This window comes from Paenibacillus sp. MAEPY2 (assembly GCF_000499205.1).
GTDB lineage: Bacteria > Bacillota > Bacilli > Paenibacillales > Paenibacillaceae > Paenibacillus > Paenibacillus vandeheii.
Window position 1 is genome coordinate 76,474 of sequence record NZ_AWUK01000047.1, and the last position, 19,092, is coordinate 95,565.

Genomic DNA, 19,092 nt, shown 5'->3' on the forward strand with positions numbered 1-19,092 from the left:
CAAAAGGAAAGTATTATTTTCATCACCGCAGGCACAGGACAAGTGTTATAATGTTCAATATGGATACACTTGTTCGCATTCACACGTAGAGGACGGTGAAACGGAATTCAATGAAAGAGGATTCAAGACAACTGGAATTTATGGAGATAGATCTGAGTGAAGAGCCCATCACAGCGGCAATCCCGGTTCCTGATCGTTCAACGATTGTCCGTGCTGATTTTGATATAAGATTGCCTGGCGGCATATTGTCTTCGGAAAAAAGGTTTGTCGAGGAAGCAAGGCAGCTCATGGAGGTGAAAGGCGAGCAGGCTCGCTGGATTCCATTCATGAGTTATTGGCCGACCTATGGTGTAATGAACGAACCTCAGCGAAAGTGGTATATGTATTGGAGGACGGAAGTCCGGCAAGGACGTTTCCCTGATACGGATCTGTCCTATCTGTTTGTTCATATTTATGAACTGATTAACGGAATTGGTTGGCAGGAACCCCAGGAAGGTTACAACCAATTAAAACAGCTATGGATGAACTATCGTGAACGGCTCCCACAGTTGGATGTATACATGCAGGAGTGGATCATTGATTATGGCTTGGTACACGAGTTGAACATGTCAATATCCGAGATGGTGGAGCTTTCGAGCGGGTATTTGCCACCGGAGATTCTGGACATGGAGTTGAAGCAGCTGTTAAACGGCAATGTATCAGATATCTCATTGAAGCTGTTACAGAGATATTATGACTATGACATTACGCTTAGCAAATTTTACAGGGATGGCGGCAAGCAAGTTCTGGAACAATACATTCCCCGAGTTATGGCTTTGGTGGATACCTATCTGCTGCGTACACGCAAGGCAGGCATACTGGATCAGTTTCAGCTGAATCGTGAAAGGACTATGGAACGCACGCTGTTTCGAAAAGCCGTATATGACGACTTGATTTATGGAAAATCGGTTCGAATGTCATATGTTCCGATTGGAGAGCATGCAGATTTTGTCCAGTTTGTAACCCGGGTTTTTCGATGCACGGAAAATAAATGCCGTGAACTGCTCGGTTTCAGAGGGCGGCTCCGCGGAAAGACCCTTGAACTTGAGCTTGCGGACGTGATTGAACGTTACCTGGACAAGGTCTTTGCAATCGAGCAAATGCCAGAAGTAGAGCAACCGATAGTCCGAATTGATACAGAGAAACTTGCTTCGCTGCAGCAGGAAAGCGAATATGTGCGGAGAGCGCTCATGATTGAGGAAGAGCATGTGACTGATAGGGATACAAACCATGCGACCGATGTGAGTAACAGATTAGATGGGTTGGGAACCTTGGCAGAGAATGAACCGAATACGGGCAGTCGAGACCCTATGATCATTCAGAACTCAGTTGATAAAGCTGAAGACGAAGATGCTAACCAATCTAACCAACTGGAGGCTGACGTTGAGAAGACGATTAATTCTGACCGAAGACAAGGAAGCGGAGATTCAGAGTCATTAACCCTTCAATGGGAAGAAACCGTTTCAGCTAATCTGGATGAAGAATGGAAAGTATTCTCGGAGCAGCTTTCTCCAAGGCATGTAAGGACAATTCATGCCCTGCTTGGAGATAATCCGGATACGGAGCTGATGCAAGTGGCAGAACAATACGGTACGATGCCTGCACTCCTGTTGGATGAAATTAATGATATAGCCATGGAAACGATTGGTGACCTTTTGATTGAAGGCGATCGCATGGTATCGGATTATATGAATGTGTTTGAACATGTGAAGAGGTGATTGGGCAGTGACAGAACTTAAAATACCAAAGCGGCTGACTACCGCACTAGTAAATTCGTTGACAGCGGGCGTTGTGCCACGAATCGGACTGGAGCAGATTGCTGTTGGCCGGAAGTCTGAAGTGGACGCGATCTTGCGGGATATGGACAATATTGCAGAAGGCGGGGCAGCCTTTAAGCTGATTACAGGAAGGTACGGGAGCGGGAAAAGCTTTCTGTTGCAGATGATTCGTAACTATGCGATGGACCGGGAATTCGTTGTGGCGGACGCCGACTTGTCACCTGAGCGCAGACTGGTGGGAACCAAAGGTCAGGGGCTTGCAACCTATCGTGAGCTGATGACTCGTCTGTCCACTCGTACACGCCCGGATGGCGGGGCACTGGAATCAATATTGCAGAAGTGGATCGCAGGTCTTCAGCAGCAAGCGATGCAGAGCCAGGGCTTGCGCCCGGATGATCCCGCACTTCCCGCTGAAGTGGAAAAGCAGATCTATGCGGTGACGAACGAAATGCAGAATTTGGTGCATGGATTCGATTTTGCCAAGGTGCTGGCTTCGTACTGGAACGGGTATAAATTGGCGGATGATGACCGCAAACAGGCGGCACTTCGTTGGTTAAGAGGGGAATTTTCGACGAAGACAGAAGCCAAAAAAGAGCTGGCTGTCGGCGTCATCATTGACGATGATAACTGGTATGACTACTTCAAATTGTGGTCCGAATTTACGGCACGGATCGGATATAAAGGACTACTGCTGTTCATTGATGAAGCGGTAAATCTGTACAAAATTACAAACAGCATTTCCCGGCAAAGCAACTATGAGAAGCTGCTTACCATGTTCAATGATACGATGCAGGGCAAAGCAGAACACCTTGGCATTTTTGTAGGCGGCACACCACAATTTGTGGAGGATGAACGGCGAGGACTTTTCAGTTACGAAGCACTTCGTTCCAGACTCATTGATGGCCGCTATGCAGCAAGGGAATATGCGAATTATACCGGACCGATCCTGAAACTATCAATGTTGTCCCATGAAGAGATTTTGATACTGCTGCAGAAGCTGCGTCAGATTCATGCCCTGCATTTTGGATACAGTGCAAGTCTGACGGATGAGGATTTAGTTGATTTTATGCAAACAGCCGTGAACCGACTCGGCGCGGATGAGCTACTGACCACACGTGAAGTGGTACGGGACTTTATGGATGTGCTGCATACGCTCCATCAGAATCCCCAAGTGACCTATACTCAATTGCTTGGTGAGCGAGCAGCCAAACCACCGGAAGCAGGCAAAGGAACAGATTCATCATCATCTGCCGATGATCTGGATGATTTTCTGGCGGAGTTTGAATTATGAGTGAGAACCCTTTCTATCGACTGGCTCCTTTTGTACAGGAATTTATTTATAAAAAAAGATGGGAATCGCTTCGGCCTGCCCAGATTGAAGCTTGTAATATTTGCTTTCAAACTCCGCATCATATGCTGATTGCGGCAGGCACAGCCTCCGGCAAGACGGAGGCGGCTTTTTTTCCTGCGCTGACCGAGCTGCATGAACGGCCCTCCAAATCCGTCGGTATCTTGTACATCGGGCCGCTTAAGGCACTGATTAATGACCAATTCGAGCGACTAAAGGACCTGTTGTCCGAGGGGAATATTCCGGTATGGCATTGGCATGGGGATGTACCTCAGGCAGAGAAAACGCGTCTTATGCGAAGTCCCTCTGGTGTGCTTCAGATTACCCCTGAATCGCTGGAAGGTTTGCTGATGAATCGTCCCAATGCCATTCCAGCTCTGTTTCATGATCTGCGGTATGTCATTATTGATGAGGTTCATGCTTTCATGGGGGCGGATCGAGGCATTCAGGTATTGAGTGAACTGGCCCGAATTGAGCGTATGGCAGGATGTAAACCGCGAAGAGTGGGACTGTCTGCGACACTGAGTGATTATGATGCAGCTACCGCCTGGCTTGCTGCCGGAACAGGGCAGGGTGTCGATGTGGTCGCTTCTCCCGGTGGTCGCAAGCTGCGTCTGCGGGTAGAGCATTTTTCGTTTCCTGATGCGCGGGATGAAGAACAGGCGGAGCATCTGCATAATGCACGTAAAGTCTATTACGACTTCATCTATGAAAGTACACATCGTAAAAAAGCGTTAATTTTCACCAACAGCCGAACGGATGCCGAAGTCACCATACTTGAGATGCGACGTGTCGCCGCACGGAGACAGGAGCGGGATGTATTCCATGTTCATCATGGAAGCATCTCCGCTATGCTGCGAGAAGAAACAGAGGCTGCCTTGCGAACTGGTTCAGGGCCAGCAGTAGCTGCGGCTACTGTAACACTGGAACTGGGTATAGACCTTGGTGAACTGGAGCGGGTTGTGCAGCTTGGCGCGCCTTATAGTGCATCAAGCTTTGTTCAGCGTCTTGGACGATCAGGCAGGCGGGAGGATATGGCTTCCGAGATGCTTTTTGTATGTCCGGAAGAAGAGGATGAGGAAGCTCAATTGCCCGCTCGTATGCCATGGACACTGATGCGGGCCATTGCTGTTATTGAATTGTATGTGAAGACCAAATGGGTTGAACCGCTTGAAGCTCGTAAAATGCCGATGGGTGTGCTCTATCATCAGACGATGAGCATGCTGAAAAGCATGGGGGAGGCTGAACCGAAAGAATTGGCTGAAGCCATGCTTTCGCTCGCACCATTCGCGCACATTCGTGCAGAGCAATATCAGCTTTTTCTAAATTATCTGATTGAGACTGATCATCTGCAGTGGACGGAAGATCGGACATTAATCATCGGGCTTACGGGTGAGAAAACCGTGAATAACTATCGCTTTTACGCGGTGTTCAAAGATGATGAAGAGCACAAAGTGCTGAACGGTTCCGAAGAGATAGGCTCCATTACAACGGTGCCACCCCCAGGTTATTGCTTCTCGCTTGCAGGCAAACTGTGGAAAGTGGAAGAGGTGGACCACAAGCATAAATCCGTGTATGTGAAGGCGGCCAAAGGCAAGGTGGATACGTTATGGCTTGGTGCAGGTGGGGACATTCATACGACAGTCGTCCAGAAAATGCGTGAAGTACTGTCAGACACAGTGATATATCCCTATCTTTCCCCTCAAGCGGTAAATCGCTTGGAACGTGCTCGTCGACTTGCACGTGAAAGTGGATTACTGAAACAGGTGGTCATCCCAGCTGGTGGAGATTCCCTGTATGTATTGCCCTGGGTGGGAAGCAAGTCTTTCCGCACACTGGAGCGTTTAATGAAGCACAACTTGTCTGACAAGCTTGCCTTGCGTTCTGTTGTACCGATGGAGCCTTATTATTTTGTCGTGTCAGGCAAGGTGGATGGTCGCACACTTTTGGCCGAGATCATGAGCGAATGTCGAACAGCCGAAGACGCATCTGCGTTGCTTTCAGAAGATGAAGCACCGTATCTTGGTAAATATGATGAATTCGTGGCTCCTCCTTTGATCCGAGAGGCTTTTTCAGTGGATGGATTGGATTTAAATGGACTCAAAGAAGGATTGCAGCAAACGTTAACATGGGATTCTTCTTCTGCGAAATGACGTAATTACGCAATTCATTTAGTTTGAATTTGAATTAGAAAAATTTAAATTGTGAATCAGGGTTGACACCCCCTCACCTGCCATGTAATATATGAAAAGTCGTCACATACGAATCGCAAACAACAAATGCATATTTCATCTCGTATAACCTCGCAGGCCGAAAGTGTACACAGGGCGAGGGTCTCTACAGGAAGCCTATACTTCCTAACTACGATGCCAGGGAATCATTGTATCCCTTGCTCGTAGTTAGGATTTTTTGCATTTGTTTGGAGTCTGTGACCTTGGCATGGATCAAACATGCGGACGCATTTTTCGATCATCAGGAGGTTTATCTAACATGAAATATTATCTGTCCGTTCTCGCAGGAGCGATGAGCTATGGCATATTATCCACTATTGTGGTTCTGGCTTACGGCGAAGGGTACAAACTCGGAGAGGTTGTGGGTACACAGCTGATCACGGGCTTCATTCTTTCCTGGATGCTGGCATTATACTCAAAGTTTAGAATGAAACGGAAATCACAGGCAGATGGGAAACCATCAGCAGCTGTGGTAAAAGCTTTTCAGAAATTAACGTGGAAGCAGCGTTTAATGCTAATGGCTGCAGGCACACCGACGGTCATTACCGGCCTTGTCTATTATCAGTCTTTGCGGTACATTCCTGCATCTCTGGCCATTATTCTTTTGTTTCAATTCACTTGGATTAGCGTATTGATTCAGGCCATTAGCAAACGTCAGCGTCCTGACAAAGTAACCTTCTTGACGTTGATTATCCTGTTTGGCGGAACATTGCTGGCAGCAGGTTTCCTGGAACAGGGACTCGGGGAGTTTAACGGCTTGGGCATAGCGCTTGGGTTGATGGCGGCTGTAAGTTACTCGCTGTTTGTACTGTTTAGTGGTAAAGCGGTTCCATCGGCACATCCGGCTTTTCGCAGTGCATGGATGGTCACTGGGGGTCTGGTCTTGCTGTGTATCCTGTTCCCGCCGACGTTCCTGTTTAACGGATTAATTTGGAGCCAGCTGCTTGTTTTCGGATTGTTGCTTGGATTCTTCGGAGCTTTTATCCCGCCAGTACTGTTCGCAGTAGGTGTCCCTCATATTGGTGGGGACATGGCCGGCATTCTTGGTGCGGTTGAACTCCCAATCGCGGTGCTGCTCTCATCCATCGTGCTGCACGAGCATGTGAGCCCATTGCAATGGATCGGGGTTATCGTGGTGCTAATTGGTGTAGCGCTGCCAGAGATCTATAAGTTACGGATGAGACGAAGTCGAAATACACCTCTATATTCCTGAGTAGGGAATAAGATAGAGTTATAAAGACCATAGCTATAGCTGAAAGAGTAAGAGCCTGAATAACGCAGGCTCTTTTTTTATGATTACATTTAACTCAGTGACACCCAGTCAATATGGCCCATGTGAGTCATTTTCATTTTTAACCGGATGGGGTATGCTGAAGAAGAGTTGCAATAGAATGGGAACATAGAAAGAGGAGCGTTGAGATGAAAAGCTGGATTAGCAAAACCTGGCCTTGGCTTACGCTGGGAATTACGGTAGTTGTACTGCTAGGATCTTTTATGGTGTATTTTATGGGCAAGGACATGTCACCCGGTTCAGGAAGTGCCGTAACGGCCAAAGCCGAGACGCCGGAGGATTTGAAGGGATATGAAGTTATTGATGTTAACGTAAGTAATGACGGTTTTGAACCAGATGTTATTGAAGTTAAATCCGGGGTCCCCACCAAAATCAATTTTATTCTTACCCGGCAAGTTACACACGTCAAATCAGTAGCGGCTGACAAGCTCGGCATGGATCTTTACATGCAAAAAGGAAACAACTACTATACTGTAGACAAGGATGTCCAACCTGGTGAATATGAAATTCACTGCGGTATGTACATGATCTATGGAACGATCAAGGTCATATAATGGTGAGGAGCAAAGATTCGTTAATTGAATCTTTGCTCCTCTTTGGTGTGCGTGATATCATGGACTAGTGATCAAATTCATCTGGAGGTGGGCAAATATGAAAGCGCTTTTTATTGGAGGAACAGGTACCATCAGTACAGCAATTACCGATCAGCTTGCCAAGCAAGGCTGTGAACTTTATTTGATCAACCGGGGAAATCAAAACGATAATTTGCCTGCGCAAATCAAAGTGCTGCAAGCCGATATTAACGATGAAGAACGGGTTTCAGAGCTGATTGCCGACCTGGAGTTCGATGTTGTCGCAGACTTTATCGCATTTGTACCTTCACAGTTGGAGAGAGATTACCGTTTGTTCAAGGACAAAACGAAGCAGTTTATATTTATCAGTTCGGCATCTGCTTATCAGACACCACTTGCTGATTATCGAATCACTGAGGGTACGCCATTATCCAATCCGTATTGGGAATATTCACGTAACAAGATAGCTTGTGAAGACTATCTGATGAAACAGTATCGTGAAGAAGGCTTTCCGGTGACTATTGTACGTCCAAGCCATACGTATAGTGAACGTTCTGTTCCCCTGGGTGTGCACGGAGCACAAGGCAGCTGGCAAGTCCTTAAGCGCATGCGTGAAAATAAACCGGTACTCATTCATGGAGACGGCACATCACTCTGGACCATAACGCATAACCGTGATTTTGCCAAAGGATTCATTGGCCTTATGGGTAATATCCACGCCATTGGTGAATCGGTACATATTACCTCGGACGAGTCGGTAACCTGGAATCAGATCTATGAGATTATTGCAGGAGTGCTTGGCGTCAAGCTTCATGCGGTTCATGTGTCTTCCGAGTTTTTGGCGGCGTGCAGTGATCAGGATCTTCGAGGCGGTTTGCTGGGGGATAAGGCGAATACGGTGGTATTTGATAACAGTAAATTAAAGAGACTGGTTCCGGAATTTGTGGCAACGATCAGGGCTGATCAAGGAATCCGGAGCACCATAGAATACATTCTTGCACATCCTGAATTGCAGACCGAAGATCCCGAGTTTGATGCTTGGTGTGATAAAGTGGTCGGAGTGCTGGACGAAGCATTGCTGAAAATTAGAGATGAGAAATGAGGCGAGCATATGTCCCAGAGCGGCCATCGGCTGGTAAAAGAAATCACCAAAACCGTTACATTGGACTATCTGCTGCACATTCCTGAGAGGGAGGAGCCGCTTTCCAATAATGAGAAGTGGCCTGTCATTATGTTTCTTCATGGTGCTGGGGAACGAGGGAATGATCTGGAAAAGATTAAAGCACACGGGGTTCCCCTTATTGCCGAGCAGGACCAAAGTTTCCCTTTTATCGTAATTTCACCGCAATGCCCGGTAGATGAATTCTGGGGAATGCATCGCGAAGCTGTTATGGCTCTTCTGGAACATGTATTGGCGAACGAAGCAGCTGACCCGCAGCGGGTGTATCTTACTGGTATGAGTATGGGCGGATATGGTACATGGGATCTGCCGCTGTTTTACCCGAATACATTTGCAGCATTAGCTCCTGTATGTGGCGGAGCCGATCCATCCAAAGCGGAAGAACTGCGTAATATACCGGTCTGGGCATTTCATGGCGCCAAGGATGACATCGTTTATGTCTCTGAATCTGAGAAGATTGTTCATGCGCTCGAAGCACTGAACGCAGATGTGAAGCTCACGATATACCCTGAAGGTGACCATGATGCCTGGACAGAAACCTACGATAACCCAGAGTTGTACAAGTGGTTTCTGAGCCATACGTTATAATCAATCATTCGTGAATGAAAATATATTCAGCATTCCTAAGTATTTACTTTCGTTATTCGAATCGTTATAATCAAGAAAAAATGACACTTGTTAGGGGAGGCACCCCAACAGAGGACTTTGTTCCTTTGTTGGGGTGCCTCCTTTTTTTGGTGTGCAGAAAAAGGAGAGCAGACGTTGAAGAAATCGCGAAAATCTGTTAAAAAACAAGCCGAGCAGCTCACCAAAGTGGTACTGGCATTTGCCTTGCTGTCTCCCCAAGCCTTGTTGGTCGAATGGAGTTCAACCGCCGTTATGGCTGAAGCTGTGGAGAGCATCAGTATTGTATCCGATACGGCCAGCATGAAGGCTGTTCAATCCTCCAAGGTGAAGGTGGAGATGAATAGTGATGGCAAATATAGAATTGTGTTGCTTCCAAACACCAACGTTTTTTACGGTGGCGATACCGGGAATGTATCCACCATTATTGATCATAACGGAACGCCCGTTAATTTTAAGTCATTGCCCCTTAATTATTATCGAATCAATAACAACGTAATCGAAATGTCCAGGCAAAAAGACAATGTGGAGTATATTTTGCGGGTGTCCATCGTTAATGCCACATCTCAGGGAGGGTATATGAAGGTGGAGCTGGAAGCTGTTAACCGCAGCGGCTCTACACTAAATCTGGGAGGCACATTCTACTGGGATACGATGGTGAATGGAAACGATGCTTCTCCGTTTGAAGTGATTGAGAACGGCTGGCGCAATTACAGCGGTGGCGTTCAGGTGACGGCTTTTTATGCCAATACGTATAATGTTGTGGACGCGGATCGTATTTTCATGGGGCAGTATAGCAGCCCGGACAGTGCGCAGCTAACAGGTGGTTCTTCACCATCTTCCTTTACGCCAGGACAGACGGTGACGGCGACGGATACCGCTGCGCAATTCTGGTGGAATGGCAAAGCAACCGCCAACGAGGCGTCACGTAAATTTTCGACGATTGTAGGAATTGGTCCCAAAAATGCACCGCCCTCGTTTGCACTATCAGCCCCCTCCTCGGGTCAGACCTATTATAAAGGGGAACAGCTTCAAATTTCCGGTACAACCCGGGATACGGATGTGGGTGATCTTCTGACCGTCAAATGGTCGATTGATGGCGGGTCGGAGAACATTTTGACACAGATGACAGCTACAGGTTCCAATCAGTCCTTTAACACGAATTACACATTGCCGGATACACTCGCAGATGGAGCACATACGCTGCAGGTGTGGGTTATGGATGACAAGGGTGGGGTATCTTCAGCGGGCACCGTGAACTTCACGGTGAAAAGTTTCGTTGTTCCGGGAACGCCGACATTTACATCGGTTAATCCTAATAATCTGACGGTGAACTGGGACAAAAAGGCGAATGATGCTTCCGTGACGTATGAACTGAAAAATGTAACGACAAATCAGATCTTTGATACAGGTACATCCAATAGTCGGCAAGTGACCGGACTTACACCGAATACCCCATATTCCTTTGCCGTGCGCGCCAAAAATGCGGTTGGTTCTTATACGGGGTATTCAAGTCCAGCCAGCAAAATTACACTGGCAAATACACCTAGCGATGCAGCCGTGAGCCAGTCGGGTAACTCCGTTACGGCGAGTTGGAATAACAATGGCAATCCTGCGGGAACGATCTACAAAACGGAAATACGTAACTCGGTTGGACAAGTGCTTGCATCGGGTGCCACCTCATCAACTCGTACTGAACTCGCTTTAACTGGACTTGCAGACGGATTGTATGACGTATATGTAGCAGCACTGAATGGAGAAGGCATACAGACTCCTTTTACCTCAGCGGGTCAGATCACGAAGGATACGACTGGTCCCACCGCTCCCTCTATAGTGGTTAACCCTTCCTCTTGGACCAAGGAAGATGTCCTGGTTACGATTACAGCAGGCACGGATGCCTTAAGCGGTGTGCAGAAGACACAGTACAAACTGGGGATCGGAGGAGAATGGCAGGAGTACACAGTTCCTTTTAAGGTTGCTTCTGAAGGAAACACACTCATTATTGCACGTAGTATAGATACATTTGGCAATACAGGACAGGAAGCGTCTGTCATAGCAAGGGTGGACCGTACAGCTCCAACACCTCCCGTCATTTCGTTGAATCCTCCGGAATGGACCAATTCGTCAGTAACGGTAACGTTAACGGCAGGTACGGATGAAGCAAGTGGAGTGGGGCTTACACAATATAGGTTGGGAGGTGAAGGGACTTGGACCGATTATCGAGAGCCTTTTACCATCCATACGGAAGGAGTAACCGAGATCCAAGCTCGAAGTGTAGATAGGGCCTCAAACGTCAGTGCGTCAACTTCAGCTACTGCCCGGATTGACAAGACAGGTCCTGAGGAGCCTAAAATTACGCTCAGTGACGATGAATGGACGAATCAGGATGTGTCTTTTGAAATAACCAGCGGTGAAGATACAGGCAGCGGGCTTGCCAAAAGCCAATATCGTCTAAATGAACAAGGGCCCTGGATCGATTACACCGGAGAAGTGAAGGTAACCAAGGAAGGACAAACCACAATATATGCACGCTCGCTTGATCGGGTAGGAAATGTAAGTACTGTAGCGAAAGCATTCATTCGATTAGATAAGACCGCTCCAACAGAGCCGGTTATTACATTGAGTCAGTCCGGCTGGAGCAAGGAAGCTGTACAATTTACGATTGCTGGCAGCGTAGATGAGCATGCCATATCGTATGAATATAGTTTGAATGGCGCCCCGTATATTGTAGGAAACTCAGGTACAGTGAGTTCAAACGGGCCCACGGTAATTCGAGCCAGAGCGCGAGATGCTGTCGGAAACGTTAGCCAGGAGATTAGCCGTACGGCTTATGTCGATCAGGTTGCTCCAACGATTACATTTACACCGAATGGACAGGGTTGGAGCGACACGGATATAACGGCTACAGTGCAATATGCAGATTCTGATTCGGGTATCAATGAGAATTCGCGATGGTATAGAGTGACCAACAGTACCACATCACCTGACAACTGGAATGAAGCTCATAGCAATGAGCATATTGTTTCAATCGAATCGGAAGGCATTTGGTACATCCATGCCAAAACAATGGACAGGGCAGGAAATACATACGAGACGGTATCAGCGCCTTATCAGATCCAGCGCAAACCACAGCAACCTGGAAATGTGAGCATTATACAGATTAATGAGACCTCAGCAGAACTTACGTGGGATTTGCCGACAGGAGAATGGTATACCGACGGGTATCAGTACGAAATTATTAACCATACGACAGGCCAGTCGTGGACAGTAGATTATCCCAAACATACGCTCAATGATCATTCCCTAAGTGGTGGTCAAGTCTATGAGTATGAAGTAAGGGCTCGAAACCATGCTGGCTTAAGTGATGCAGTAATTGTCCGTGCACTGACGATTCCAGCCGCACCGGGATCATTACAAGTTCGAAAAGTTGATTCCCAGCCTGAGCTGGCAGAAGTGCATTTCGATTCAGTTCAAGGGGCTACTGCATACCGCATCATGGCTGCGACTTCGGATGGGAGAATCGTTTATGATCAAACATTCTCTGATTCTTCCAGCATTCCGTACATTACCAATCTAATCCCGGGAAGCATTCATACGATTTCGGTCACCGCGCTGAATGAGAGTGGTGCGGGAGAAAGTAGCAGGGCCGGATTCCTGACATTGCCTGCGGCACCCGGTGAATTTGCGGCCGTTCAGATTCGGGAGCATGAGATCTCTCTGGCATGGGAGACGGTAACTTCAGCCACGTATTACAGCCTTTCGCGCAGTGAATCAGGAGTGTACGAAGGATTGGAAACGGAGTTTGTGGACACAGGTCTGGATAGTGGTACAGAGTATAGCTATGAATTGCTGGCTGCAAATGAGACAGGAGAAGGTCCAGTAGCTAGTTTGCAGAAGCTGGCCACATTGCCCGGGTCCGTTGAAAGCTTGAGTATAGATAATGCTACTACTACGAGCCTGCGTCTAAGTTGGAATCCGGTAAGAGGTGCAGAGCAATACGAAGTCTTTGTGAATGGAGAGAAAAGGGAGACATTGCCTGCGGGAACGTATGAATGGGTCATTACGGGATTGACTGCGGGAGTGATGTATCAGCTGGAGGTTCAGGCAAGTAATGGAAGTGGGCGAGGTCAAGCGAGTCGTACATCTGGAACGACACTTCCCGAGAGTCCTTCGGGTCTTCACTTTGTTCAGCCGACTGAAACAGGAGCTACACTCCGATGGGATGAAGTACCTGGAGCCACGAAGTACCGGGTTGTTCTTGAGGGACAGAGTTATGAAATATCAGATACACGGCTTGAAGTGCATCAGTTATCAGGCAGCCGCCGTTATACGTATCAGGTGGAGGCCGGAAATGCTGCCGGTTATGGTGCAGCCACAAGCAGTGAACTGCTTACTTTACCAACCAGACCTGAAGGACTCACGGTCACGCGTACGGATGAAACAAGCATTGGGGTGGAATGGGAATCTGTACATACAGCCGAGTCCTATATTGTGAAAATCAATGGGACGGAAGCGGGTCGAACTTCGGGACTTGCCTATACGGCTGGAGAATTGGTGCCAGGCATGGAGTATCTCGTGGAAGTACAGGCCGTGAATGCGTCCGGAACCGGTCAGTCCGCCAGCTTGATTCGATTATCCAAACCAGCGCCGCCTTCAGGAATCGTTGTTGAACCGGGGGCACATAAAGCCATCTTGTCATGGGCCTCGGTAGCAGGTGCTTCAGAGTATGTAATTCAACAGGGGAACAAAGAAATATACCGTGGAACAGAGCTGACAGCCTTTATTTCAGGACTGCAGGATGGAACGATGCATCACTACACACTAGTTGCAGTTAACCGACAAGGGACAGCATCCGAAGCGACGAAAGTATCCGTACTGACATTACCGGAGAAACCAGTTGAAATTCAGGTATTGGAAGTGTCGGAAAACAGACTTAGTCTGGATTTCACCAAAACAGGAGTAAAGGGAGCAGAGGAATACATCATTGAACGCAATGGGCGAGAAATTGCTCGCATGGATGCAAGTGAAATCCTATTCGTAGATGAGAATTTGTCGCCAGGCACGAAATACACGTATAAAATCCGTGCGGTTAATGCAAGTGGTACAGGGGCGTCACTAACTTATGGTATAACGACTCAGACCCTGCCTCTGTCCGAAGATGGGATTACTGTAACCAAGGGAACGCATGCGTTTGATATGTCGTGGGAAGCAGTAAAGGGAGCCGCCGCATATGAAATTCGCAATCAGACAACGGGGGAAATACAGACTGTGACCGAACCATCGGTCCATCTCGCCAGTTTACTGGATGGCACCACGTATGCGTTTGAACTTACTGTTATGAATGAAGATGGTCACCGTTCTTCTTCTGTTCAGTTTCTCTTGTTGACCAGGCCCATATCCCCACAAACCGCATGTATCGCCGCCGTAACCGATCAATCGGCAACGCTGGATCTGAGTGGCAGCGCCACCCGAGGCGCAGATCAATTCATTATTTTGCGGAATGGTATTGAAATTGACCGTATTCCGGCGGAAAGTAATTCTTATGAAGACAAGGATTTGACGCCGGGAGAGAGATACACCTATACGGTTAAGACTTCGAATACTTCAGGAGATAGTGATACGGGATTTGATGTTCAAGTGCGTACGCTGCCTGCAACAATTACAGAAACGCTGCATCCAGATGTGATTGAAGAGACGAAGGCAGTGATTAAGTGGAAACAGGTGCAGGGAGCAGATGGGTATATTGTAATGATAGCGGATGACGAAGTTACTACTATTACAGAGAGTGAAATTACTGAGGTTACCCTTAATGGACTTACCAGCGCAGCCCAATATGATCAAGTACAGATTGTTCCATACAATACGGCGGGTAACGGAAGTCCCATGGTAGTTGCTCCATTTTTCACGCTGCCTCATGTTGATTCTGTTGAGATGAAGCTATATCCAGAGACCGATCATGCCAGATTGGAGTGGGCTTTCCCTTACCTCAACGAAACATTTGTGATCTTAATCGATGGTAAGGAGCTGTATAGAGGCAAACAAAAAGAGTATATCGTGAATCAGCTTCAGGGTGGAACCAACTATTCCATTGAACTGTATACCGAGAACGAGCAGGGAGATACATCTCATAAGCTTGAATATACGATGTTAACCAAACCGGAAGCTCCCAAGGAAGTGGAATATCGTTCGACACAGGAGAGCATTCAACTTCAGTTTGAAAAGACCCATGTCAAGGGGGCTGAACAGTTCATCATTGAACGTGACGGTGCAGAGATTAGCCGAGTGTCTGTTGACGAGCCTTTTTACGAGGACCAGGGGCTTGAGCCTGGAGTGAATTATGTGTATACCATCAAAACCGTAAATGCGTCCGGTATTAGTGAAGCCGGATTCAATCTAAAAGCAGTTACGCTGCCTGGCAAAATTCCATCTCCACCTCAAGCGAAAGAACGCACTCAGCATGGTGCAGATATTATATGGGATATGATTCCTGGAGCAGCAGGCTACCGCATCTATCAAGGAGACGAGCTGATTGCGACAACAACGGAAACGTCGATACATATAACTGAATTGAAAAGTGCCCAGCGCTATCCTAACTTGTCTATTGTACCTTTCAATGAGGCAGGAGACGGAGAGACGGTCAGTGTACCGGAATTCGAGACTTTGCCCTCCGATGAATTCACCGTTTCAGCGATCGCACAGAGTACAAGCAGCATTGTATTGAACTGGAAGCTGGAATCTTCGAATGAAACGATCGTGCTTTCTAGTAATGGACGGGAGATTTATCGTGGAAAAGATCGAAGCTACATCTGGACAGGATTATCGGGTGGGCAGCGATATGATGTACTATTGTGGACTGAAAATTCAGCCGGAGAAAAAAGCGAAAGCCAGCAGGCCACGGCTGTGACTCTGCCCTATCCACCTCCAAGCGGAAGTGGGGCTGCTTCACCATCACCTTCCTCCAAACCGGAGGATGCTCAACCCGGGGTGTCTCAACCTGAGCTAAATGAGAAATCGGAAACAAGAGCCAAAAAAGAGGTCAAATTCATTGATATTGGCCAAACATTCAATAAAGATCAGATTATATGGCTGGCCGAGCAAAACATTATTCAAGGTGTAAGTGATACCCGCTTTGAACCGCGGCGTCCCATTACAAGAGCGGAGTTCACAGCACTAATTGTGCGATTAATGGGCGTGGACACATCTGCCGATAATCAGCATGCTTTTCGGGATGTGAACGATCAGGATTGGTTTGCTCCAGAAATAGAAGCAGCCGTAAGCCGTGGAATGGTACATGGCATGGGAAATGGTAAATTTGCTCCACATGCGCTCGTAACCCGGGAACAGGCATCGAAGATTATTGCGAATGTTATTCGCAAAATCAAGCCGGAACCTGCAACTTCACGTCGCGCCTTTACGGATCAGATGGATGTGTCCGATTGGGCCAAAGAAGAGGTCGAAGAGCTTGCAGGAATGTACATGCTTACCGGATACGAAGACGGCAGTTTCCGTCCCTTGCAGCATCTGAGCAGATCCGAGGCGGCAGCCCTGATCTTCCGACTGAACAAACTGATCCGTATTATAGAAGAGAACCAAACTATGGTCAACAATGAAACGAGTATAGACGCCGACACTAACACGTCAAAAACGGAGTGAACAACGTAGAAGGAATCACATGTAACTTTATCCTTTCATCATCTTAAGTAGCCACATTATCGGTTGTTCAACTTTTAATGTTATAATAGGTAGCTAATATGACAAAAAAGGGTAATGGACAGTGGTGATGAATAATGAATAATAAATTTATCCGAATCTATGAAGATATTGCAGCTCGTATTCGGACTGGAGAAATTGAAGCAGGTACATTGCTTCCATCGGAACTGGATCTATCGGAAAGTTATCAAACGTCCAGAGAAACTATTCGCAAGGCGCTGAAAATGCTGTCTGAAGAAGGTTATATTCAGAAAATTCAAGGCAAGGGCTCCATTGTATTGGATATACGTAAAATCGATTTTCCTATTTCAGGTCTTGTGAGCTTCAAGGAACTGGCTAAAAAAATGGGACATCGGGCCAAAACGTACGTTAAGGTTTTTGAAGAAAAAAAGGTTGATCAGGCCTTGTTCAAAAAAATCAATTTTGGTCTGAATGAAAAGGTCTGGGAGATCAGACGTGTGCGCCAAGTGGATGGCGAACATGTCATTCTGGACAAGGACCATATAAGCCAGCGGCTTATTCCCGGTTTGAATAAGGAAATATGTAATGACTCCATCTTTGAGTACATTGAGGAAGAGCTGGGGCTGACCATTTCTTTTGCGAAAAAGGAAATATTGGTGGAGGAGCCAACTGCTGAGGATAGGGAATTGCTTGATCTCGAAGGGTTTCACAATGTAGTTGTAGTTAGAAGCCAGGTTTACCTGGAGGATGCCAGCCAGTTCCAGTTCACAGAGGCGAGGCATCGCCCGGACAAGTTCAGATTTGTGGATTTTGCCCGGCGCAGATAAGGTTCATTGACCTTCCATACAACAAAGAGAGTACCTTTTCACTTCTTTTATCGGTGAATGAGGTACTCTCTTTGTTATGGAGCTCAAAATTAATTCCTTATCATGGTAAAAATAACTTGACCGGTAAGCGTTTTCAATTTATCATATGTCCATAACCTTATCGATAAGGTAAATAAATTTAAAACATTTATATTATATTAAGTTATTTATTTGTATTTATAACCTTTTGTGATTGTAATTTACTCTTGATTTTAGTTAACTTATTGCCTTGAGCAGGGTTAATTGAAATAAACAAAAAAATGTAGGAGGTTCTAACGAATGGTCAAATTGCAAAAGTGTACAGTCTTCACCGTAATTGCTGCACTTATGTTAGTGATTCTGGGAAGTACTGCGCCCAAAGCGTCTGCTGCTACAGGATTTTATGTAAGTGGTGGGAAATTGTACGATTCCACTGGCAAGGCATTTGTCATGAGAGGTGTCAATCATGGACATTCCTGGTTTAAAAATGATCTGAACACGGCTATCCCTGCGATTGCCAAAACAGGTGCCAACACCGTACGAATTGTGCTGTCCAATGGTGTACAGTACACGAAAGACGATCTGAACGCCGTTAAAAACATCATTAATGTTATAAGCGCAAACAAAATGATTGCGGTGCTTGAAGTACATGATGCAACAGGTAAGGATGACTATAATTCGTTGGATGCAGCGGTGAACTACTGGATTAGCATCAAGGAAGCACTCATTGGCAAAGAAGACAGGGTTATCGTTAATATTGCGAATGAATGGTATGGAACATGGAACGGCAGTGCCTGGGCTGACGGATACAAAAAGGCGATTCCGAAGTTAAGAAATGCCGGTATTAACAATACATTGATTGTGGATGCAGCCGGCTGGGGGCAGTACCCACAATCCATCGTAGACTATGGACAAAGTGTATTTGCAGCAGATTCACAGAAAAACACGGTATTCTCCATTCACATGTATGAATATGCCGGTAAAGATGCGGCAACCGTCAAAGCCAACATGGAAAGTGTGCTGAACAAAGGATTGGCCCTGATTATCGGTGAGTTTGGTGGATATCACACGAATGGGGATGTCGATGAATATGCGATCATGAAATATGGTCAGGAAAAAGGCGTGGGCTGGCTCGCTTGGTCCTGGTATGGCAACAACTCTGATTTGAGCTATTTGGATTTGGCTATGGGCCCTAATGGAAGTTTGACAAGCTTTGGCAACACGGTCGTTAACGACACCTATGGAATTAAAAATACATCCCAAAAAGCAGGGATTTACTAGAATCTATCTTTCCATACAAGGTTCAAACAATTACCGAGAAGCATTCAAGCTTCTTTAGAAGATAAAATTCTCACCAAAACACTCTGACCAATAACGTCAGGGTTTTTTTAATAGTAAATCATTAGAACAAATTCCTTTTGAATCTTTCCGTTTATATTCAAAAACTTTTGTTTTCAAAACAAAACAAAGGTGATAAACTCAGATTAGGAACAAAACAAACATTATCGGAGGG

General features: G+C 46.6%; 10 protein-coding genes and 1 riboswitch. All 10 genes read left to right on the plus strand.

Annotated features, from left to right (window positions below; all coding sequences use genetic code 11):
- Nucleotides 1-110 precede the first annotated feature (110 nt).
- Nucleotides 111-1,757 carry a TerB N-terminal domain-containing protein gene (locus P364_RS0130720; RefSeq protein WP_024633840.1) on the plus strand — a complete coding sequence of 549 codons (1,647 nt, stop codon included), beginning with the start codon at nucleotides 111-113 and terminating at the stop codon, nucleotides 1,755-1,757.
- A gap of 7 nt (nucleotides 1,758-1,764) precedes the next feature.
- Nucleotides 1,765-3,108, plus strand: a complete 1,344-nt coding sequence (locus tag P364_RS0130725; protein ID WP_024633841.1) for an ATP-binding protein — start codon at nucleotides 1,765-1,767, stop codon at nucleotides 3,106-3,108.
- A complete protein-coding gene (locus tag P364_RS0130730; protein WP_024633842.1) occupies nucleotides 3,105-5,318 on the plus strand; it encodes a DEAD/DEAH box helicase in 2,214 nt (737 codons plus the stop codon). The genes P364_RS0130725 and P364_RS0130730 overlap by 4 nt, the downstream gene beginning before the upstream one ends.
- Nucleotides 5,319-5,438: 120 nt before the next feature.
- Nucleotides 5,439-5,549: riboswitch (purine riboswitch) on the plus strand.
- Between the two features lie 106 nt (nucleotides 5,550-5,655).
- Nucleotides 5,656-6,609: an EamA family transporter gene (locus P364_RS0130735; RefSeq protein WP_024633843.1), complete on the plus strand. Its 954-nt coding sequence runs from the start codon at nucleotides 5,656-5,658 to the stop codon at nucleotides 6,607-6,609.
- Nucleotides 6,610-6,815: 206 nt separating this feature from the next.
- On the plus strand, nucleotides 6,816-7,241 hold the full coding sequence (locus P364_RS0130740; RefSeq protein WP_024633844.1) for a cupredoxin domain-containing protein: 426 nt from the start codon (nucleotides 6,816-6,818) through the stop codon (nucleotides 7,239-7,241).
- Nucleotides 7,242-7,338: 97 nt separating this feature from the next.
- The gene (locus P364_RS0130745; RefSeq protein WP_024633845.1) at nucleotides 7,339-8,361 is read left to right on the plus strand and encodes an SDR family oxidoreductase; all 1,023 of its coding nucleotides are present in this window, start codon (nucleotides 7,339-7,341) and stop codon (nucleotides 8,359-8,361) included.
- Nucleotides 8,362-8,370: 9 nt separating this feature from the next.
- Nucleotides 8,371-9,027: a prolyl oligopeptidase family serine peptidase gene (locus P364_RS0130750; protein ID WP_029881429.1), complete on the plus strand. Its 657-nt coding sequence runs from the start codon at nucleotides 8,371-8,373 to the stop codon at nucleotides 9,025-9,027.
- A gap of 174 nt (nucleotides 9,028-9,201) precedes the next feature.
- On the plus strand, nucleotides 9,202-16,716 hold the full coding sequence (locus tag P364_RS0130755; protein WP_024633846.1) for a fibronectin type III domain-containing protein: 7,515 nt from the start codon (nucleotides 9,202-9,204) through the stop codon (nucleotides 16,714-16,716).
- Between the two features lie 134 nt (nucleotides 16,717-16,850).
- Complete coding sequence (treR, locus tag P364_RS0130760; protein WP_024633847.1) at nucleotides 16,851-17,561, plus strand: trehalose operon repressor; 711 nt, start codon at nucleotides 16,851-16,853, stop codon at nucleotides 17,559-17,561.
- A 366-nt stretch (nucleotides 17,562-17,927) separates the two neighbouring features.
- The gene (locus P364_RS0130765; protein WP_373456193.1) at nucleotides 17,928-18,860 is read left to right on the plus strand and encodes a glycoside hydrolase family 5 protein; all 933 of its coding nucleotides are present in this window, start codon (nucleotides 17,928-17,930) and stop codon (nucleotides 18,858-18,860) included.
- Nucleotides 18,861-19,092: the final 232 nt, after the last annotated feature.